Origin of the sequence: Baekduia alba, assembly GCF_028416635.1 — a bacterium.
Classification (GTDB): Bacteria; Actinomycetota; Thermoleophilia; order Solirubrobacterales; family Solirubrobacteraceae; genus Baekduia; species Baekduia alba.
In genome coordinates this window covers 1556417-1575573 of sequence record NZ_CP114013.1, presented here as the reverse complement: position 1 = coordinate 1575573, position 19157 = coordinate 1556417, and the positions used below count along the sequence as shown (strand labels likewise).

General features: G+C 73.7%; 21 protein-coding genes. 5 read left to right on the top strand and 16 right to left on the bottom strand.

Going from position 1 to position 19157, the window contains the following annotated elements; translation table 11 throughout:
- Positions 1-29 precede the first annotated feature (29 nt).
- Genes ppk1 through DSM104299_RS07750 form a run of 4 tightly spaced genes read right to left on the bottom strand, consistent with a single transcriptional unit; the run spans position 30 to position 4233 of the window.
- Positions 30-2201 (bottom strand): polyphosphate kinase 1, encoded by a 2172-nt coding sequence (gene ppk1 / locus DSM104299_RS07765; RefSeq protein ID WP_272476722.1) that lies wholly within the window; start codon positions 2199-2201, stop codon positions 30-32.
- Positions 2198-2836, bottom strand: coding sequence for a CHAD domain-containing protein (locus DSM104299_RS07760; protein ID WP_432419763.1), 639 nt, complete (start codon positions 2834-2836; stop codon positions 2198-2200). The genes ppk1 and DSM104299_RS07760 overlap by 4 nt, the downstream gene beginning before the upstream one ends.
- Positions 2833-3321, bottom strand: a complete 489-nt coding sequence (locus DSM104299_RS29525; protein WP_432419762.1) for a CHAD domain-containing protein — start codon at positions 3319-3321, stop codon at positions 2833-2835. The genes DSM104299_RS07760 and DSM104299_RS29525 overlap by 4 nt, the downstream gene beginning before the upstream one ends.
- A 24-nt stretch (positions 3322-3345) precedes the next feature.
- On the bottom strand, positions 3346-4233 hold the full coding sequence (locus DSM104299_RS07750; protein WP_272476721.1) for a Ppx/GppA phosphatase family protein: 888 nt from the start codon (positions 4231-4233) through the stop codon (positions 3346-3348).
- A gap of 41 nt (positions 4234-4274) precedes the next feature.
- Here DSM104299_RS07750 and DSM104299_RS07745 point away from each other — a divergent pair, with 41 nt between their 5' ends.
- Both DSM104299_RS07745 and DSM104299_RS07740 read left to right on the top strand, forming a co-directional pair.
- Positions 4275-5174: an ABC transporter ATP-binding protein gene (locus tag DSM104299_RS07745; protein WP_272476720.1), complete on the top strand. Its 900-nt coding sequence runs from the start codon at positions 4275-4277 to the stop codon at positions 5172-5174.
- The gene (locus DSM104299_RS07740; RefSeq protein WP_272476719.1) at positions 5167-5919 is read left to right on the top strand and encodes an ABC transporter permease; all 753 of its coding nucleotides are present in this window, start codon (positions 5167-5169) and stop codon (positions 5917-5919) included. Before DSM104299_RS07745 ends, DSM104299_RS07740 begins: the two co-directional genes overlap by 8 nt.
- 14 nt (positions 5920-5933) lie before the next feature.
- Here the strand turns inward: DSM104299_RS07740 and DSM104299_RS07735 are convergent, their stop codons facing one another.
- From DSM104299_RS07735 to DSM104299_RS07725, 3 genes are read right to left on the bottom strand one after another with little or no spacing between them, the layout of a single operon-like run.
- Positions 5934-7538 carry a DUF6297 family protein gene (locus DSM104299_RS07735; protein ID WP_272476718.1) on the bottom strand — a complete coding sequence of 535 codons (1605 nt, stop codon included), beginning with the start codon at positions 7536-7538 and terminating at the stop codon, positions 5934-5936.
- Positions 7531-8265, bottom strand: a complete 735-nt coding sequence (locus DSM104299_RS07730) for an ABC transporter ATP-binding protein (protein WP_272476717.1) — start codon at positions 8263-8265, stop codon at positions 7531-7533. Before DSM104299_RS07730 ends, DSM104299_RS07735 begins: the two co-directional genes overlap by 8 nt.
- Positions 8262-8864 carry a GNAT family N-acetyltransferase gene (locus DSM104299_RS07725; RefSeq protein WP_272476716.1) on the bottom strand — a complete coding sequence of 201 codons (603 nt, stop codon included), beginning with the start codon at positions 8862-8864 and terminating at the stop codon, positions 8262-8264. The genes DSM104299_RS07730 and DSM104299_RS07725 overlap by 4 nt, the downstream gene beginning before the upstream one ends.
- A gap of 21 nt (positions 8865-8885) precedes the next feature.
- Between DSM104299_RS07725 and DSM104299_RS07720 the strand changes: the two genes are divergently transcribed.
- Positions 8886-9581 carry a metallophosphoesterase family protein gene (locus DSM104299_RS07720; RefSeq protein WP_272476715.1) on the top strand — a complete coding sequence of 232 codons (696 nt, stop codon included), beginning with the start codon at positions 8886-8888 and terminating at the stop codon, positions 9579-9581.
- Here DSM104299_RS07720 and DSM104299_RS07715 read toward each other — a convergent pair.
- Positions 9578-10711: a sensor histidine kinase gene (locus DSM104299_RS07715; protein ID WP_272476714.1), complete on the bottom strand. Its 1134-nt coding sequence runs from the start codon at positions 10709-10711 to the stop codon at positions 9578-9580. The genes DSM104299_RS07720 and DSM104299_RS07715 overlap by 4 nt on opposite strands.
- 60 nt (positions 10712-10771) lie before the next feature.
- Here DSM104299_RS07715 and DSM104299_RS07710 point away from each other — a divergent pair, with 60 nt between their 5' ends.
- On the top strand, positions 10772-11281 hold the full coding sequence (locus tag DSM104299_RS07710; protein WP_272476713.1) for a hypothetical protein: 510 nt from the start codon (positions 10772-10774) through the stop codon (positions 11279-11281).
- Between the two features lie 14 nt (positions 11282-11295).
- Here DSM104299_RS07710 and DSM104299_RS07705 read toward each other — a convergent pair whose 3' ends face one another.
- From DSM104299_RS07705 to DSM104299_RS07685, 5 genes are all read right to left on the bottom strand, one after another.
- A complete protein-coding gene (locus DSM104299_RS07705) occupies positions 11296-12366 on the bottom strand; it encodes a GGDEF domain-containing protein (RefSeq protein WP_272476712.1) in 1071 nt (356 codons plus the stop codon).
- 57 nt (positions 12367-12423) lie between these two features.
- The gene (locus DSM104299_RS07700; RefSeq protein WP_272476711.1) at positions 12424-13644 is read right to left on the bottom strand and encodes an acyl-CoA dehydrogenase family protein; all 1221 of its coding nucleotides are present in this window, start codon (positions 13642-13644) and stop codon (positions 12424-12426) included.
- On the bottom strand, positions 13644-14951 hold the full coding sequence (locus tag DSM104299_RS07695) for an acyl-CoA dehydrogenase family protein (RefSeq protein WP_349294542.1): 1308 nt from the start codon (positions 14949-14951) through the stop codon (positions 13644-13646). The genes DSM104299_RS07700 and DSM104299_RS07695 overlap by 1 nt, the downstream gene beginning before the upstream one ends.
- A 99-nt stretch (positions 14952-15050) precedes the next feature.
- Complete coding sequence (locus tag DSM104299_RS07690; protein WP_272476709.1) at positions 15051-16283, bottom strand: cytochrome P450; 1233 nt, start codon at positions 16281-16283, stop codon at positions 15051-15053.
- Between the two features lie 14 nt (positions 16284-16297).
- Complete coding sequence (locus DSM104299_RS07685) at positions 16298-16816, bottom strand: GNAT family N-acetyltransferase (RefSeq protein WP_272476708.1); 519 nt, start codon at positions 16814-16816, stop codon at positions 16298-16300.
- Here DSM104299_RS07685 and DSM104299_RS07680 point away from each other — a divergent pair.
- The gene (locus DSM104299_RS07680) at positions 16815-17444 is read left to right on the top strand and encodes an NYN domain-containing protein (RefSeq protein ID WP_349294497.1); all 630 of its coding nucleotides are present in this window, start codon (positions 16815-16817) and stop codon (positions 17442-17444) included. The two genes, DSM104299_RS07685 and DSM104299_RS07680, sit on opposite strands and share 2 nt — an antisense overlap.
- A 9-nt stretch (positions 17445-17453) precedes the next feature.
- Here the strand turns inward: DSM104299_RS07680 and DSM104299_RS07675 are convergent, their stop codons facing one another.
- The 3 genes from DSM104299_RS07675 to DSM104299_RS07665 all read right to left on the bottom strand — a co-directional run bounded on the left by DSM104299_RS07675 (position 17454) and on the right by DSM104299_RS07665 (position 19133).
- Positions 17454-17669, bottom strand: coding sequence for a hypothetical protein (locus tag DSM104299_RS07675; protein ID WP_272476706.1), 216 nt, complete (start codon positions 17667-17669; stop codon positions 17454-17456).
- A gap of 125 nt (positions 17670-17794) precedes the next feature.
- The gene (locus tag DSM104299_RS07670; RefSeq protein WP_272476705.1) at positions 17795-17971 is read right to left on the bottom strand and encodes a hypothetical protein; all 177 of its coding nucleotides are present in this window, start codon (positions 17969-17971) and stop codon (positions 17795-17797) included.
- Positions 17972-17975: 4 nt separating this feature from the next.
- Positions 17976-19133 (bottom strand): acyl-CoA dehydrogenase family protein, encoded by a 1158-nt coding sequence (locus DSM104299_RS07665; protein WP_349294541.1) that lies wholly within the window; start codon positions 19131-19133, stop codon positions 17976-17978.
- Positions 19134-19157 lie beyond the last annotated feature (24 nt).

Sequence of the window (19157 nt, the reverse complement as noted above, 5' to 3'; positions counted from 1 at the left end):
CTAGCGATTGCGTACGACAGCCTGAGCGCTCAGGACGTGCTGGACGGATCGCGCTCGGCGGCGCGCGCGGTGTGGCCCAGCATCAGCTCGCGCTGCAGGTCGCGCGGCTCGGGCTCGTTCGGGTCGCGGTCCCTGCGCGTCCACTGCCCGTCGGCGTCGAGGTCCCACGCGTGCGTGTCGTCGGCGAACCCGCGCTCCAGCGTGTCGAGCAGGTCGTCGCGCAGCACCGGATCCTCGACCGGCACGACCAGCTCGACGCGCGTGTCGAGGTTGCGCGGCATCAGGTCGGCCGAGCCGATCTGCACCAGCTGCTCGTCGCCGCGCTGGTAGGCGTAGACCCGCGAGTGCTCCAGGAACCGCCCGACGATCGACACGACGCGGATGTTCTCGCTGACGCCCGGCACGCCCGGAACGAGGCAGCAGATCCCGCGGATGTTCAGCTCGACCGGCACGCCCGCCTGCGACGCGCGGTACAGCGCCTTGATGCACGCGCGGTCCACCAAGGAGTTCATCTTCATCTGGATCCGCGCCGGCTTGCCCTCCTGATGGACGACGATCGTCTTCTCGATCTCCTCGAGGATCCCGTCGCGCAGGTGGTCGGGCGCGATCAACGCCTTGCGGTACCGGCGCGGCCGCGCGTAGCCCGTGAGGAAGTTGAACATGTCGGCGACGTCGGAGCCCAGCCGCTCGTCGGTCGTGAAGAGCCCGAAGTCGGTGTACAGCCGCGCGGTCTTGGGGTGGTAGTTGCCGGTCCCGACGTGGAGGTAGTGCCGGACCCCGTCGCCCTCGCGGCGCACCACGAGGATGCACTTGGCGTGCGTCTTCAGCGCCGGGTGGCCGTAGACGACGTGGACGCCCGTCTCCTCCAGCTTGCGCGCCCACTCGATGTTCGCCCGCTCGTCGAAGCGCGCCTTGAGCTCCACCAGGCACACGGCCTGCTTGCCGCGCTCGGTCGCGCGGATCAGCGCGGGCACGAGCGGCGTGTCGTCGGACGTGCGGTAGATCGTGAGCTTGATCGCCAGGACGTCCGGGTCGTTGGCGGCCTGCTCCACGAAGCGCCCGACCGACGACGAGAACGAGTCGTAGGGATGGTGGACCAGGATGTCGCCCGAACGCATCGCGGCGAACATGTCGGCCTTGGCGTGGTGCTCCTCGGGCCGCAGCCGCGGCTGGGTGACCGACTGCCACGGCGTGTCGCGCAGGTCGTCGAAGCCCTTGAGCCCGACGATCTGCCACAGGTCGGTCAGGTCGAGCAGGTCGTTGACCTCGTAGACCTGGCGGTCCTCGACCTCCAGCGCCTCGGTCAGCGCGTCACGCAGCCCATCGGCCATGCCGGCCTCGATGTCGACGCGCACGACCTCGCCGAAGCGGCGGCGGCGCAGCTCGTCCTCGACCGCGGTCAGGAGGTCGTCGGCCTCGTCGGAGATCTCGAAGTCGGCGTCGCGGGTCACGCGGAACACGCCGTGCTCGACGATCTCCATCCCGGGGAACAGCGCCTCCAGGTTGGCGGCGATCAGCTCCTCCAGCGGGACGAACGTCGTCGGCTCGTCCTCCAGCGCGACGAACCGCGGGAGCATCTCCTTCGGGACCTTGACGCGCGCGAAGGTCACCAGGCCGGAGACCGGGTCGCGGACCAGGACCGCCAGCGAGAGCGACAGGCTCGAGATGTAGGGGAACGGCCGGCCGAGGCCGACGGCCAGCGGCGTGAGCACCGGGAAGATCTGGCGGCGGAAGCGGTGGTCCAGCGCGCGGCGCGCGTCCTCGGAGACGTCCTCGACCGACACCAGCCGGATGCCGTGCTCGGCCAGCGACGGGCGCAGGTCGTGCGACAGCGTCCTGCACTGGCGCTCCTTGAGGTCCATCACCTTCGCGCGGATCGCGTCGATCGTCTCCGACGGCGTGCGGCCGTCGAGCTTGGGCGCCGTGATCCCGGCGTCGACCTGGTCGTGCAGCCCGGCGACGCGGATCATGAAGAACTCGTCGAGGTTGGACTCGAAGATCGCGGCGAACTTGCAGCGCTCCAGCAGCGGCTGGGCCGGGTCCTCGGCGAGCTGCATCACGCGGTCGTCGAAGTCGACCCACGACAGCTCCCGGTTGATGTACAACTCGGGCGCGTCGAGGTCGGAGGGCTGGGGAGCCGGCTCCTCGTGCGCCTCGACGGCGCGGATCGACTCTTGCGTGAGCTGCGGATCGGGGTTCATGCCGGGGACTCCTCCGACGGTAAGGGCTGAGCCGGCCCTGCGCCGTTACCGTCGTGTGAACGCGATGTGATCGGGTCACCCGCGTCGGGGCGCTCGCCGAGCGCCTGCTCCAGGCGCTGTCGGAAGCTGTCGCGCTCCAGTTTGTCCCAGCGGTCCAGGAACCGCTCGAAGAGCAGCTCGCGCCGCGCGCCCAACGCCACGTCGAGCGTCTGCAGCCCGCGGTAGGCGGCGCGATGCGGCGCCTGGGCGGCGAGCGCCGGGTCGAGGTCCTTGGCGCCCGGCTCGGCGAGCCCGCGGACGAACCGCGCGTCCTCGGCGCGCAGGTCGCTGCCGACCGCCGCGACGCGCGGGCGCGTGACGTCGCAGTCGTGGATCTCGCCGAGCACGTCCTGGAGCTTCTTGGCCTGCTTGGCGGCGTCGCGCGCGTAGGGCCCGAAGGCCGGCGCGAAGAGCTCGAGCACGTAGCGCAGCCGCTTGGCCGCGATGCGCATGTCGTGCAGCGTGTGGAACGCGGCGGGGTCGCGCCCCGCCGGCATGAACGAGCACAGCTCGTCGAGCCGGACGGCGACGATCTTCGCGACCTCGTCGACGGCCACGCCGTCGGGGTCGACGCCCTTGACCTTGCGGGCCTTCACGCGACCGCCTCCGGCGCGGCGCCGGCGACCAGCCGCTCCAGGCGCCCGCGCAGGTCGTCGTCCTCGATCGCCTTCAGCGCGGCGGCGAGCGTCCGGTTGCCGTCCTGCTGCTCGGCGCGCACGCGGTCGGCGAACGCGTCGATGCCGGCCTGGTCGGGCCCGGGCAGCGCGGCAGCCGTCGCGGCCAGCGCGGCGAGCTGCACGTCCGGGTCGCGGCGCGCGCCGAGCGCGTCGGCCAGCGCCTTGACGTCCTTCAGCACCGCCTTGTGCTCCGCGCCGTCGAAAGCTGGCGCGAAGACCTCGAGCACGGCGCGCAGCCGGCGCGTCGCGACGCGCATGGCGTGGACGCGCTCGATGTCCTCGGTGTCCAGGACGCCCGCCGCGTGCGCGAACACTTCACCGGCCCGGACGGCGACCGCGTCGCGCGCGATCGCGCGGAAGCTCTTGCGACCGTCGAACCCCGGGATGTCCTTCGCCTTGGCCATGCGCGTCGTGCCGTAGTCGTTCTTCTACTCCACTTCCCCCAAGAGGTCGAGCACCACGCCCTCGCGCAGGCCGCCGCAGCCGACGTGCAACGGGCATTGCGCGGCGCGCGCGACCTCGGCCAGCAGGACCAGGCCGGCCGGCAGCAGCCGGACGCGCTCGACGTGCAGGTCGAGGTCCAGCGCGGTCTCCACGGCCGGCGCGCGCGTGACCCGCACGAGCGCCGCGTCGAGCACCGCGGCGCTCAGCCGCTCTCCGCACAGGCGCCGCAGCGAGGTCGCGCTGCCGCCGACCGCCCACGCGACGTCGGCCGCCGGGCAGCCCGCCGAGGCGATCGCGGCGGCGGCGGCGGCGCGCGCGGCCTCGACCTGCGCGGGCGACGGCGGGTCGTCGTGGAGGTGCAGCTCGGCCAGCGCGCCGGAGCCGATCGGCAGCGACGTCCACCACGCCGGGCCGTGGCCGGGCGCGCCGTGGGCCAGCTCGGTCGAGCCGCCGCCGACGTCGGCCACGATCACGGTCCCGACGCCGTCGCCGGCCAGCGGCGCCGTCGCCCCGGCGAACGCCAGACGCGCCTCCTCCTCGCCGCTGAGCACCTCGACCGTCACGCCCGCGGCGGCGCTGAGCCGCGCGATCAGCCGGTCGCGGCCGGGCGCGTCGCGCAGCGCGGCGGTGGCCACGACGCGCAGCGCGCAGATGTCGTTCGCGCGCGCGGTCAGCGCCTGCTCGGCGACCGCCTCGGCGATCGCGCGCGCCTTGTCGTCCGGGATGCCGGAGCGCCGCTCGGCGGCCGTGAGCCGGACGAACGCGCGGTGCGCGGCGACCTCGAGCAGCCCGCCGGGACGTGCGGGATCGGGCTCGGCGACGAGCAGCCGCGTGGTGTTCGAGCCGATGTCTATGCAGGCCGCCCTCGCCAACGTCACACAGCCTCTCACGTCTCCACTGCTTGAATGAAGGGGTGGCCGCCGTCGCCCCCGCCATCCTCGTGCGCGATCTGCGCAAGTCCTACGGGTCGTTCGCGGCCGTCCGAGGCATCGACTTCGAAGTCGCGCCCGGTGAGGTGTTCGGCCTGCTCGGGCCCAACGGCGCCGGCAAGACCAGCACGGTCGAGATCCTGGAGGGGTACCGCCGCCGCGACGGCGGCATCGTCTCCGTCCTCGGCCAGGACCCCGAGCGCCGCCCGCGCGACCTGCGCCGGCGGATCGGGATCGTCCTGCAGTCGACGGGCATGTACCGCCACGTGACGGTCCGCGAGGCGCTGACGCACTGGGCACGCTTCTATCCGCAGGCGCGCGACGTGGACGAGGTCCTGTCCTTGGCCGGACTGGACGAGAAGGCCGACGCGCTGTCGCGCACGCTGTCGGGCGGCCAGATGCGCCGGCTGGACTTCGCGCTCGCGCTCATCGGCGACCCGGAGCTGATCTTCCTCGACGAGCCGACCACGGGCTTCGACCCGGCGGCGCGCCGCGCGGCGTGGGACGTCGTGCGCTCGCTGCAGGAGCTCGGCAAGACCGTCCTGCTGACCACGCACTACCTCGACGAGGCCCAGGCGCTCTGCGACCGCGTGGCGATCGTCAAGGAGGGCCGGATCGTCGCCGAGGGCCCGCCGGCCGAGCTCGGCGCGTCGTCGTCGCGCTACACGGTCGCGTGGCGAGCGGCCGGCAGCGGCGAGATGGAGACGCGCGAGACCGACGACCCGACGGCGCTGCTGCACCAGCTGACCTCCGCCGCGCTGGCCCGCGGCGAGAAGCTGCTGGACCTGTCGGTCGCGCGCCCATCGCTCGAGGACGTGTACCTGGAGCTCACCGCCGGGCCGGTCACGACCCAGGAAGCGGAGGAGGTGGCCGCCGATGTCTGACGCGCTCACCCTCGCCTGGCACCAGTACCGCCTCGAGCGCCGGATGTTCTGGCGCAACCCGAGCGCCGCGTTCTTCAACTTCCTGCTGCCGCTGCTCTTCCTCGCCCTGTTCGGCGCGATCTTCAGCGGCAACCAGGCCGACCTCGACGTCCTGATCCCCGGCATCGCGGGGATGTCGATCATGGCCACCACCTTCTCATCGTTGGTCATGAACCTGACGTTCCTGCGCGAGCAGGGCGTGCTCAAGCGCATGCGCGGGACGCCGCTGCCCGAGGGCTCCTACCTGCTCGGCGTGTTCGGCAACGCGGTGGCCAACGCGGTCATCCAGATCGGGCTCGTGATCGTCGCGGGCAAGCTCCTGTTCGGGACCGGCTGGCCGAAGGACTGGGCGGAGCTGCTGGTCTACACCGCGGCGGGCGTGACATGCCTCGCGGCGCTGGGCGTCGCGTGGTCGCACGTGGTGCCCAACTACGACTCGGCCGCGGCGTACAACAACATCGTCTTCCTGCCCGTCATCTTCATCTCGGGCGTCTTCTACGACGTCGACAACGCCCCGCAGTTCCTGCGCGACATCGCCCAGGTGCTGCCGCTGGTGCACATCATCGACGGGCTGTCGGGCGCGCTGGTCTCCGGCCGGTCGCTGGCCGACAACGCGTCGGGCCTGTGCGTCGTGGCGATCTGGACGCTGATCGGGCTGTTCTTCGCGGTGCGCGGCTTCCGCTGGGAAGCCCGCCGCGAGGACTGACGCGCGCGCCGGGCTCAGTCCGGCGCGAAGCGGCTCCAGCCCAGCGCGACCGTCAGGGCGGCGGTCGCTCCGAAGAGCAGCGCGACGAGCTGGGGCACGCCCGCGGTGCCGTTGTGGACGACGAGCGCGACGGGCAGCGCGCCGACCAGCGCGGCCAGGACCGGGAAGGCGACGATCCACAGGACGATCACGATCGCGGTCGTGCCGGTCTGGTCGCCGTAGCCGGTCGCCATCACGCTCGGCGGCAGCTGGCCGCCGCGGCGGCTGCTCAGCGCGGCGCACAGCGTGACGGCGGGCGTCGCGAGGACGGCCATGGCCGCGGCGGATCCGCCGTGGGCGGGCAACGCGCCGGCGACCGCGCAGGCCGCTGCGGCGACGATCGCCGCCGCCGCCACGACGACGACCGGGACGAACGCGTGGGCCGCCAGGACGCGGCCCATCGGGGCGCGCAGCAGGACGCGGACGCGGCCGGGCTGGTCGGTCTCGGCGCGCAGCGGCTCCAGGACGCGCGACGCGCCCGCGAACGTCACGAGCGCGCCCGCGCCGACCGCGGCGGGGTGATCGCCGTTGACCACGCAGATCGCGGTGCCGCCGGCGGCGAGCACGACCGCCTCGGCCAGCCGCTGAGGGGTGCTGATCAACGCTGCGGCGTCGCGCCACGGGATCGCCCAGCGCGGGTCGCGCGGCGCGCGCAGCCGGTGCCCGCGCGGCGCCCGGGCCGGCCGCCCGCTCACGCCGGTCAGGCTGCGGCGGATGTACCGAGCGTTCATGGAGTACAACGCGGCGACCGCGCCGTTGCGCGCCTCGGCGCGCAGGAGGTGGCGCTCGGTCGGCGTCTTGCCGCGCCGCGCGAGCGCCAGGAGCACGCCCGCCGCGGTCAGCCCCGCGAGCAGCGCGAGCGCCGCCGGCCACACGCCGGCGTCGTCGACGAGCGGCTGGATCGCCCAGCCCCACGGCCCGGACCAGAGCGCGACGTGCCGGCCGGCGGAGCCGTCGTGCGAGGCGAGCACGACGAGGACCGCGCCGAGCGCGAGCAGCGGCCAGGCCGCGAGGCGCGTGCCGCGGTCCCAGCGCGCCGAGCCCTGGACGAGCGCGGCGCCCGCCACACCGAGCACGGCGAGCAGCGCGAGCGCCACGACGAACGCCGCGGCGCGCTCCACCGCGATCCCGCGGCCGTCGCCGGCCACACCGATCAACGCGATCGCGGCCAGCACGGCGCCGAGCCCGGCGCCCACGAGCAGGCCGCGCAGCAGCCGGCCCAGCGCGAGCTCGGCCCGGCGCAGCGGCGCGCCGAGCAGCTGCGCGACGTCGGCGACCGAGAAGACGACCGGGCCCTGGACCGCGCCCCAGCGCGTCACCGCCAGCAGCGCGGCGAGCGCGAGCGCCGGCCCCCACGTCGCGACGGCGCTCGGCGTCGCGACCTCCGACAGCGCCTGGCTGGCGGTGCCGTAGACCAGCGGCCCGCCGATCGCCAGCGTGATGAAGACGTAGTAGGCGGGCTCCAGGCGCTTCAGCAGCGACGGCGGCTCCTGCACCCGCTTCCAGAAGCGCCGCAGGTCGCGGGCGCGCACGCGCGCCGCCGGCGCGGGCGCGACCGGGGCGGCCGCCGCGCTAGCCACGGCCCGCGTGCTCCTCGGGCAGCCAGCCCTGGGCGGACGCGCGCTCGCGCACGTGGCGCCACGTCCCGTGGTCGACGACCGCGCCCTCGCCGAGCACGATCGCCCGGTCCGCGACGCCGTCGGCGAAGTACATCTGGTGGGTCGTGAACAGGACCCCCGCCCCGCCGGCCTTGGCCTCCAGCAGCAGCTCGGTGAGCAGCGCCTGGGACGGCGGGTCCAGGCCGACGACCGGCTCGTCGAGCATCAGCAGCCGCGCCGGGCGGATCAGCGCGCAGGCCAGGCCCGTCTTCTGACGCATGCCGCGCGACAGCTCGGAGGGCAGGAAGTCGGCGCGCGCGGTCAGCTCCAGCCGCTCCAGCAGGGCGTCGATGCGGTCGCCCACGGCGGCGTCGGGCACGCCGTGGGCCAGCGTGACGAGCTCGAGGTGCTGGCGGACGGTGAGGTCGTCGTAGAGCAGCGGCGTGTCGGGCACGAGCGCCAGCGCGGCACGCGCCTGCTCGCCGTCGGGCTCGAGGTGCGGGTCGTGGCCGCAGATCGACACGGTGCCCTCGGTGGGCTCGAGCAGGCCGGCGATCGTCCGGACGGCCGTCGACTTGCCGCTCCCGTTGGCGCCGATGATCGCGACGCACTCGCCGGCGGCGACGTCGAGGTCCAGCGCGTCGAGGCCGACGAGCCGGCCGTAGCGGCGCGTCAGGCCGCGGACGTGCAGGGGCGCGGCGTCGGTCATGCCACGCCGCCCACGATCCACCGGGCGGGCGGAGCGCCGATGACGGCGACCTTGACCTCGTGCAGCGGCCCGCGCTCCCAGTCGTCGCGCAGCATCCCGAAGACGTGGACGTCGAGCTGACGGTCGCCGTGGCGATGCCAGCCGCGCAGCGTGCCCTCGCGGGCGAAGCCGACGCGCTCCAGCGCGCCGGCGCTGCGCGCGTTGTCGGGGTTGGAGTAGGCGCCGATCCGCGCCATCCCGCAGATCGCGAACGCGGCGTGCGCCACCAGCGCCTTGGACTCCGCGTTGGCGCCCGTGCCCCAGTGCGCGCGGCCGAACCACGTGCCGACCATCGCGCGCCGGTCGCGGCGGCTCAGCTCGCCCAGGCCGGTGACCCCGACCGGGCCGTGCTCGCGGTCGTGGATCACGAAGTCCAGCTGGGCGCCCTGCTCGCGCCTGGCCTCCTGCTCGGCGATCCAGGCCAGCGGCTGCTCGACGCTGGTGTACGGGCCCCAGGAGAACCACTGCGTGACCTCCGGGTCGCGCGCGAGCTCCAGCAGCGCCGGCGCGTCGTCAGGGTCCGGCAATCGGAGGGTCAGGTGGGGTCCGCGGAGTTCCATCGGCACGGCATCATGAACGACATGCTCGCGATCTTGTACGACATCCACGGCAACCGCCCCGCGCTGGACGCCGTCCTGGCCGACGCGGAGGCCCGCGGAGCGCGCCGGTTCGTGCTCGGCGGCGACTACTCCGCCTTCGGCGCCTGGCCGGTGGAGTGCGTCGAGCGGCTGCGCGAGCTGCCCGCGGACACGACGTGGATCCGCGGCAACTGGGAGCGCTGGCAGGCCGCGCCGGACGCGGCGCCCGGCGCCGAGGTGATCGCGGGCGCCAACGCGTGGGTGCGGGCGGCGCTCGGCCGCGGCGCGGTCGACGAGCTGGGCGGGCTGCCGACGTCGGCGGTCGTCGACGGGACGCTGTTCGTGCACGCCTCGCCGGTGTCCGACGTCGAGCCGTTCGGCGCCGAGTCATCCGCCGACGACGACCGGCTGCTCGGCGGCGTGACGCAGCCGCGGGTGATCTTCGGCCACACGCACTTGCAGTTCGCCCGCCGCAGCGCGAGCGGGATCGAGCTGGTCAACCCGGGCTCGGTCGGCGAGCCGTGGGACGGCGACGTCCGCGCGGCCTACGCGACGCTCGACCCGAACGCCGGCGCCGTGGCCCTGCACCGCGTGGCCTACGACGTCGAGGCGGCGGCCGCGCCGCTGGACGCGCTCGGCGACCCGTGGGCGACCGTCACCGCGGCGCGCCTGCGCACGGCGCGCTTCGACGTCGGCTAGCGGCCTTCGGGCGTGCCGGGCGCGGCCGGCGTGTCCGGCAGCAGCGTGTGGAACGCGCTGCCCGCACCGACGCCGGACTCGACGTAGATGCGGCCGCCGTGGCGCTCGGCGATCCGGCGGCAGATCGCGAGGCCGATGCCGGTCCCGGCGTACTCGTCGCGACCGTGCAGCCGGGTGAACATCGCGAAGATGCGCTCCTGGTCGGTCTCCGGGATCCCGATCCCGTCGTCGGCGACCGTGACGACGCAGGCGCCGATCGTGCGCCGGGCCGTGACCGTGACGGTCGGCGGGCGGTCCGGCGGGTGGAACTTCACCGCGTTGCCGATCAGGTTCTGCAGCAGCTGCGCGAGCTGGGTCGGCTCGGCCTCGAGGACCGGGAGGTCCTGGACGACGACCTGCGCGCGCTCCTGCTCGATCGCCGGGCCCAGGACGCCGAGGACGTCGTCGACCAGCGCGCGGAGGTCGACCTGCTCGCGGCGCGGCGCCTCGTTGGCGACGCGCGAGTAGAGCAGCAGGTCGTCGATGAGGTGGCGCATCCGCAGCGCGCCGTCGCTGGCCTGGTGCAGGTACTCGCGGGCCTTGTCGTCCAGCGCGTCGCCGGTCCGGCGCTCCAACAACCCCAGGAACGACGCGACCATCCGCAGCGGCTCGGACAGGTCGTGCGACGCGGTGTAGGCGAAGTCCTGCAGCTCGGCGTTGGTGTTGGCCAGGCGCTCGGCGCGCTGCGCGAGCTCGTGCTCCATCGCCAGGCGGTCGCTGACGTCGCGGCCGACGATGTAGAACGCCTCGTCGCCCGGCCCGCCGCTCCAGGCCATCCACCGGATCGCGCCGTCCTTGCACATCAGGCGGCAGACGTACTCGGCGATCGTCTCGCCTTGGGCGAGGCGCGCGATCTGCGCGCGCGTCTCGGCGCGGTCGTCCGGATGCACCAGGTCGAGGTACGGCTTGGCCCCCAGCTCCTCGCGCGACCAGCCCAGCTGCGTCTCCCACGCGTCGTTGAAGAGCTTGAGCATCCCGTCGAACCCGGCGGCCGCCAGCAGGTCCGGCGACATGGCGAAGAGGCGCGCGAGATGTCCCGCGTCGCCGCCGACCACCGCCTCGGCCGCCGCTGCCGTATCCGTTGGATCCAATGCCCCAGCTCCTCCGCGCGGGATCCTCTCACAGGCTCCGGCGTGGCATGCTGGAGGACAATGGAAGACGCACAGCCAGACGCCGAAGAGGAGATCGACCTCGTCGCCTCGGTGGGCCCGCTCGACGCCGTTGTCGAGACGCTGCGCGACGTGCTGCACCGCTCCGGTGCGCTGCGGGTCGCCGTCGTCGTCGACATGCCTGACGGCCCCGCCGCGCTCGTCGACGTCGGCCGCCTCGCGCCCGTCGAGGTCCGGATCGCCGACCGCACCATGCACCTGCCGCACGCGATCGAGCTGGAGGCCGAGTCCCTCGGCGGCGCGATCGAGCTGCGCCAGCTGCCGCCGTTCGAGGTCGAGCCCGAGAGCGGCCAGGTGACCGGCACGCTCGGCGGCCTCGACATGCTCGCCGACGCGATGCGCCAGCTCGCGGAGCTGCTCGGCGGCCGGTCGGTCGCGATCGCGGTCTACCAGACGGTCACCCCGAGCGTGGACCTCACGGTGACCGCGCGCCACGGCGAGCCGGTGCTGATCACGCTGGGCGAGCAGGAGTGGGAGCTGCCGGAGCGCTGAGGTGCCGGCGCGGCCTACGCCGCGAGCGCGCGCGGCGCCGGGGTGCCCGACGCCAGCCGCACCGCGTCGCGGCCGTCCTGCTTGGCGCGGTACAGCGCGGCGTCGGCGCGCGCGTAGGCGTCCTCCCACGTGAACGCGCCCGGCGCCGAGGCGGCGACGCCGAAGGACATCGTCACGGGGAGCCCGGCCAGGGGCGCTGCCGTGATCGCGCGGCGCAAGCGCTCGGCCAGCTCCGCGGCGACCACCTCGTCGGCGCCCGGCATGATCACCGCGAACTCCTCGCCGCCGACCCGGTAGGCGAGGTCGAAGGCGCGCAGCTCCTTGCGCATCACGTAGGCGAGGTCGGTCAGCACGTGATCCCCCACGCCGTGCCCGTGGCCGTCGTTGACGGCCTTGAAGTGGTCGACGTCGCAGACGATCACCGCGACGGTCCCGCCGGTCACCGCCGACTGGTGCTCGATCTCGTGCGTCCGCGCGGCCAGCGCCGTGCGGTTCAGCATCCCGGTGAGCCCGTCGAGGATCGCGGCGCTGCGGTGCTGGGCGTCGGACTCGCGGATGACCGCCGACATCATCACGACGGCCAGCAGCGTCGCCACCGGGAGCGTGAGCAGGATCGGGTCGTGCAGGACGACGTCGCCGCCGAAGCCCAGCGACGCCCCGGCCATCAGGACCAGCGAGTAGGCCGCGAAGACCCACACGACGCGCGACGGGAAGCGCCCGCCGGCCGCGACCAGCGGCCAGATCAGGATCGCCAGCCCGACGCTGTGCTGGCGCCCGTCGATCACGATCGCGGCCGTCAGCAGCAGCTGCCCGAGCAGCAGCCCGGCGGCGATGCTCAGCTCGGGGCGCTCGAAGCGCGTCGCGTTGTGCTGGGCCCACGCGTAGCCGACGACCGCGCAGACGAGCGGGATCGGCGCGTACGCGCTGTCGAACGGGATCGTCGGCGCCAGCAGTAGCGCGACGAGCCCGAGCACCTTCTGGTGCGCGGGCAGGATGCGCGCGTGCATGTCGAGGAAGCGCTCGCGCTCGGGCTGGTCGCGGCAGATCCAGGACGGTCGATGGGATGGGGGCGCGGGCCGGCGCACGCCACACTCATCGGCGTCTCCCAGCGGTTCCTACAGCCGTGCAGGAGAAAGATACGCTCAACGAAGCTGCGCGGACGACAGGCCGAGCAGCTGACGGGCGATGATCAGCAGCTGGATCTGCTGGGTGCCCTCGAAGATGTCCAGGATCTTGGCGTCGCGCGCCCACTTCTCCAGGAGCAGGTCCTCGCCGTAGCCGAGGGTGCCGGCCAGCTTGACGCAGCGCAGCGCCACGTCGACGCAGGTCCGCCCCGCCTTGGCCTTGGCCATCGAGGCCTGCAGCGAGTTGGGCTTGCCGTTGTCGGCCATCCACGCCGCCTGCAGCGTCAGCAGGTACGCGGCCTCGTAGTCGGCGTCCATCGCGACGTACTCGGCGGCCGCGGCCGTCTGGGTCGCGACGGGCGCGCCCCAGTCGACGGTCACCCCGGCCTGCCCCAGCAGCGCCTTGGTCTCCTCCAGGCACGCGCGCGCCAGGCCAACGGCCATCGCGGCCACGAGCGGGCGGGTGTTGTCGAAGGTCTGCATCGCGCCGGCGAAGCCGTTGGTGACCTCGATCCCCGGCGGGCCGAGCAGGTCCTCCTTCGGGACGCGGCAGTCCTCGAGCCGGAACGCCGCGGTGTCCGACGCGCGGATGCCGAGCTTGTGCTCCAGCCGGTCGAGCTTCAGCCCCGGGTTGGAGCGCTCGACCACGAAGGACTTGATCGCGGCCCGGCCGAGTGAGCGGTCGAGCGTCGCCCAGACCACGACCAGCTCGGCGCGCTCGCCGGCCGTCACGTAGATCTTCTCGCCGTTGAGGACGTACTCGTCGCCGTCCAGGACCGCCGTCGTCCGGATCGCGGCGCTGTCGCTGCCGGCCTCCGGCTCGGTGATCGCCATCGCCGCCCAGCGGCCGGCGAAGCGCTCCAGCTGCTCGTCGTCGGCGACCGACGCGATCGCGGAGTTGCCCAGCCCCTGGCGCGGGACCGACAGCAGCAGGCCGACGTCGCCGCGGCACAGCTCCATGATCGACAGCGCGGTCGAGAGGTTCGACCCGTTGCGGTTGGCGTCGGCCGACGCGCCGTTGCCGTTGGACCCGCGCCGCACGCCGGCGGCGCCCGCGCCGCCGAGGTCGCTGCCGTCGTTCATGCCGTCGATGACGGCGGCGAGCATGTCCAGCTCCTTGGGCCGCGCGTGCTCCTCGCGGTCGTACTTGCGCGAGATCGGCCGGAAGACCTCGTCGGCGACCTGCCGCGCCTGCGCGACGAGCGGGCCGAACTTCTTGGGGGTCTCGAGGTTGATCATCAGACGACCAGGACGCCTTCCATGAGGCCGGTCGCCCGCAGGTCGCGGTACCAGCGTTCGACGGGATGCTCGGTGATGTAGCCGGCGCCGCCGAGCAGCTGGACGCCCTCGGAGCCGATCCGCATGCCGTCGCTCGCGGCGATCTGCCGCGCCAGCGCGGCCTCGCGGGCGAAGTCCTGCTCGGCGTCGGCGCGCGCGCCGGCGCGCAGCGCCACCAGCCGCAGGCCCTCCAGCTCGATCGCGATGTCGCTGACGCCGAACGCGACGGCCTGCCGGTGGCTGACCGGCTCACCGAACGCGATGCGCTCGTTGACGTAGGGGATGACGTAGTCGAGGACCGCGCGGCCGACGCCGGCGGCGATCCCGGCCCACGCCAGGCGCGAGCGCGCGACGCACTCGGCGAAGACCTCCGGGTCGGCGGCGCCGAGCAGCGCGCCCGGGCCGACCTCCACCCCTTCGAGCTTGATCCGCCCCAGCGCGGCGCCGCGCAGGCCCATCGCCGGGTCCTCGCGGACGGACACGCCGCCGGCCTTCGGCTCGACGAGGAACAGCGCGGAGCCGCCCGCTCCCGGGCCCTCCAGGCGCGCGGCGACGATCAGCAGCTCGGCGTCGGCCGCGCGCGGGACGAGCGTCTTGACGCCGTCGAGCACGTAGCCGGCGCCGCCGGGCTTGGCGCGCGCGACCGTCTCCAGCTTGTTGGGGTGAAACAGCGGGCGCGGCTCGGCCAACGCCAGCGCCGCCGCGGGGATGTCCTCGCTGACGAGCGCGGGCAGGTAGGTCGCCTGCTGGTCGGCGTCGCCCCAGAGCGCGAGCGCGGTCGCGACGGCCGCGGGGGCCAGCGCGCCGACGGCCAGGCCGGCGTCGCCGTGCGCGAGCGTCTCGGCCGCCATCAGCGCGGTGACCGCGGACCGCTCGCTGATCGCGCCGCCCAGCTCCTCGGGGACGCCGATCATCGTCAGCCCCAGCTCGGCGGCCTCGGCGTACAGCGCGTCGCGCCCCTCGCCCTTCTCGGCGGCGGCCGCGGCCGGGCGCAGGCGCGCCGCCGCGAAGTCCCGCCAGGCCTCCACGAGCATCTGCTGCTCGTCGCTCGGCGTGAGGTCGAAGAGGCCGGCGCCGCCGCTCTTGCGGGGCCGCGCCGGCTTGCCCAGCCGCGTGCCGGCCTGGAAGGTCCGGCCGGCCCGGCTGGCCACCTTGAAGCCGTCGCGCGTCGCGCGGTACAGCGCGCGCTCCGCGGGCTTGCGGACGCCCAGCCGGTCCACCATCTCGGATCCGGCAAGGCGGTTGAGGGCCCGGAGTCCCAGGCCCATCGATCGTTCGGCGACGGTCATCGCCCCGAACAGTAGACGCAAGGGTTTCTTGGGTCAACTGGCCGCCGTCGTTCAGAAGACAGCGGGTGTCTGGAAGGGCTACGGCGTGAGGCGCACCGGGAGCGTCTTGAGCTGGTTGATGAACGGCGACTCGGCGTCCGCGGGCGCGCCGTCGAGGGTCATCGCCGGGTACCGGGCCAGCGTCTCCTCGATCAGGATGTTCAGCTCGAGCCGGGCCAGCGCGGTGCCGAGGCAGAAGTGCCGGCCGCCCGCGCCGAACGCCTGGTGCTCGGGGTTGCGCGTGACGTCGAAGCGGTCCGGGTCCTCGTAGCGCGTCTCGTCGCGGTTGGACGACACGTACCACATGACGACCTTGTCCCCCTCCTTGATCTCCGCGCCGTTGAGCGCGACGTCGCGCGTCGCCGTCCGGCGGAAGTGCGCGAAGGCGGGGAACATGCGCAGCGCCTCCTCGACGGCGCTCGGGATCAGCGCCGGGTCCTCGAGCAGCAGCTGGCGCTGGGACGGGTCGTCGATCAGCGCGCGCATCGCGGAGCAGTACGTGGCCTTGGTCGAGTCGTTGCCCGCCGCGACGAGCAGGAAGAACCCCATGACGATCTCGTGCTCCTCGAGCTGGGAGCCGTCGACCTCGGCGTGGACGAGGACCGACATGAGGTCGTCGGTCGGCTCGGCGCGCCGGGCGGCGATCAGCTCGCCGCAGCGCCGGAAGATCTCCGGCACGTCGCGCTCCATGACCGACTGGACGCCCTCGGGGTTCATGTCCGGGTCGCCCGCGCCGAGCGTCGTGTTCATCAGCCGCGCCCAGATCGCGTCGTCCTCGGGCGCGGTGCCCATGAACGAGCCGATGACGCGCGCGACGACGGGCTGCGCGACGTCGCCGACCAGGTCGCACGTCTCGCGGCCTTCGAGCCGGTCGAGCACGCCGCGGGTGATCTCCCGGATCGCGGGCTCGTGCTCGGCGATGCGCTTGGGCGTGAAGCCGCGCTGGAAGAGCGCCTTGAGCCGGTCGTGGCGCGGCGGGTCCATCCCGATGAACATGCCCTGGGCGAGGGCGAGCGGGAGGATCGCCTCGGTCAGCGCGGTGAAGCCGGTCGCCGAGGAGAACGTCTCCCAGTCGCGGCTGACCGCGTGGACGTCGTCGGCGGTCGTGACCGACCAGAACCCGTCCTCCTCCGGGTACTCGGTGATCTTCGAGGTCCAGTGGACCGGGCACTGGCCGCGCAGCTGCTTGAACAGCTCGTGCGGCGGCCCGTCCAGCCACTGCTCACGCTCCGTGACGAGCGTGCCTTCGAGGGCGACAGGATCGGCGGACATGGTTTGACACTGTGTCAGAGCGGGCGCTCGAAAACCAGTTCCAGCCCGTCGATCTCGTCGATCTGCTCGCCGACCTGGGTGAAGCCGAAGCGCGCCGCGATCGCCAGCGAGCGCGGGTTGTCCGGGCTGATCGAGGCGCGGGCGGTCGTCGCGCCGTTGGCCGCGGCCCAGGCCAGCAGCTCGGTGACCGCGGCCTGCGCGTAGCCGTGGCGGCGGTAGGCCGGGATGACGCGGTAGCCGATCTCGACCATCCCGCGCTCGTCGGGCGCGCCGTGGTAGCCGGCGTGGCCGACGACCCGCCCGGCGCCCGGCCCGTCCTGCGCGACGACCGCGCGCACCAGCCACGGCGCGACCGGCGGCTCGCCGATCATCTGGCCGAGGCGCAGCGTCCACAGCCACGTGTCGTTCAGGAAGTCCTCGGGCAGCGGGACGCCGGCATGGGCGCGGGCGCCGTCGAGGTCGAGGTCGATCAGCGCCTGGAGGGCGTCGGCGTCGAGCCGGTGCAGGCGAACGGTGGGGAGCGCGGGGGCCATGGCCCGGGACCGTACGGGTACGCTGACGGTCGTGGCTGAGACCTTCCTCCTCGTCGACGGGGAGAACATCGACGCGACGCTCGGCGGCAGCCTCCTCGGCCGCCGGCCGGCGCCGGAGGAGCGTCCGCGGTGGGATCGGGTGCGGACCTACGCCCGCGCGGTGTGGGAGCAGCCCGCCCGCGGCCTGTTCTACCTCAACGGCTCGGGGCAGATCCCGATGTCGTTCGTGCAGGCGCTCGACGCGCTCGAGTTCCGGCCGGTCCTGCTGTCCGGGCCGCCCGAGGTCAAGGTCGTCGACGTCGCGATCCAGCGGACGCTCGAGGCGCTGGCCGAGCGCGGCGAGGGCGACGTCCTGCTGGCGTCGCACGACGGCGACTTCGCGCCCCAGATCGCCGAGCTGCTGCGGACCGGCGACCGTCGCGTCGGCGTCATCGGCTTTCGCGAGCTGATCTCGACCGCGCTCGCCGACCTCACGGCCGAAGGTCTGGAGCTCTACGACCTCGAGGACGACGTCGGGGCCTTCACGGTCGCGCTCCCGCGCATCCGCGTCATCCCGATCGAGCGCTTCGACCCGTGGACGCTGCTCGGCGACGCCGCCGAGCGCGGCGAGCGGTCCGAGCGCCTGTAGCTGGTCGAGCTAGACCGCGGTCGCGGTGTCGAAGACGTGCAGCGCGAGCGACACGCGCTCGTTGCCGCCCGGCCCGTTGATGACCTGCGCCAGCTGGGCGAGCAGGTTGGGGCTGTCGGTCGCCGTCGGACCCTCGGCCAGCCGCTCGGCGGCGAGCCGCAGGCGCGTGGGCGCCGGCGTGCCGGGGCTGGTCAGCAGGTCGATGACGACAGCGGCGGTGGACATGGTCCTGGGGTCGGCGGACATGGCGGCGGTGGGGAGCGACGGCGGGGAGCGGCGACCGGCGTCGGACCGGTCTGGAAGCACGGTTTACCGCGCCCGTCCCCGGTCCGGGGGAGCCGGGCCGGGAATCAGCCCGCTTGGGTGATCGGCGGGGCTCCGGGCAGCAGCTCGGCGATCCGGGCCCGCGCGGCGTCGGCGGCCGCGCGCAGCGGGCCGGGCCGGCGTTCGAGCTGGGAGACCGGCTGCCGCGCGCGACGCCCGCCAGGAACGCGGCGCCGCAGGAGCTCGACGACGGGATGGCGCAAGGCGCTAGGCGCGGACCTCGCCGAGGCCCAGGTCGCGCCCGATGATCTCCTTCATGATCTCGTTCGAGCCCGCCCAGATCTTGGTGACGCGCGCGTCCATCCATGCATGCGCGACCTCGTACTCCTCCATGTAGCCGTAGCCGCCGTGCAGCTGCACGCAGGCGTCGACGACGATGTTCTGGACCTCGGCCGACCACCACTTGGCCTTCGCGGCGTCGACGGCGGAGAGCTTGTGCTCGGCGTGCGCGACGACGCACTGGTCGACGAACGCCTGCGTGACGTCGAGGCGCGTCTGGAGGTCGGCGGCGAGGAAGCGCGAGTTCTGGAAGGTCCCGATCGGCCGCCCGAACGCCTTGCGCGACTTGATGTACTCCAATGTGATCGCGAAGGCGTGCTGCGCGTGCGCGGTGTTGGAGATCGCCGAGCCCAGCCGCTCCTGCGCCAGGTGCTCCATCATGTGGTGGAACCCGCGGTCGACCTCGCCGATCAGCTGGTCGTCGGTCACGCGCACGTTCTCGAAGAACAGCTCGGCGGTGTCTGCCTCGTGCTGGCCGACCTTGTGCAGCTTGCGCCCGCGCTGGAAGCCGTCCATGCCCTCCTCGATCGCGAAGAGGCTGATGCCGCGGCCCTTGGGGTCGGTGGCGGTACGCGCCGCGACGATGACGAGGTCGGCGTGTGCGCCGTTGGTGATGAACGTCTTGGAGCCGTTGATGACCCAGTCGTCGCCTTCGCGCTTGGCGGTGGTCTTGAGGCCCTGGAGGTCCGAGCCGGCCTCCGGCTCGGTCATGCCGATCGCGGTGACCATCTCGCCCGAGCAGAACTTCGGCAGCCAGCGCGCCTTCTGCTCGTCGGTGGTCAGGCGCGTGAGGTACGGCGCGCACACGTCGGCGTGGATCGTGAACGACGAGGAGAACGCCATGCCGGCGCGCGACAGCTCCTCGTTGAAGATCGTGTTGTAGCGGAAGTCGACGTCGCTGCCGCCGTACGCCTCCGGCACCGCGACGCCGAGGAAGCCGCCGTCGCCGGCCGTCTGCCACAGCGCCTTCGGGATCCGGCGCTCCTCGCGCATCTCCTCGCGCCTCGGCAGCACCTCCCGATCCACGAACGCCGCGGCGGACTCGCGGAACAGCTTGTGATCGTCGTCGAAGAGCGTGCGGGTCAGCGACATGCGGCCGAACTATACGCA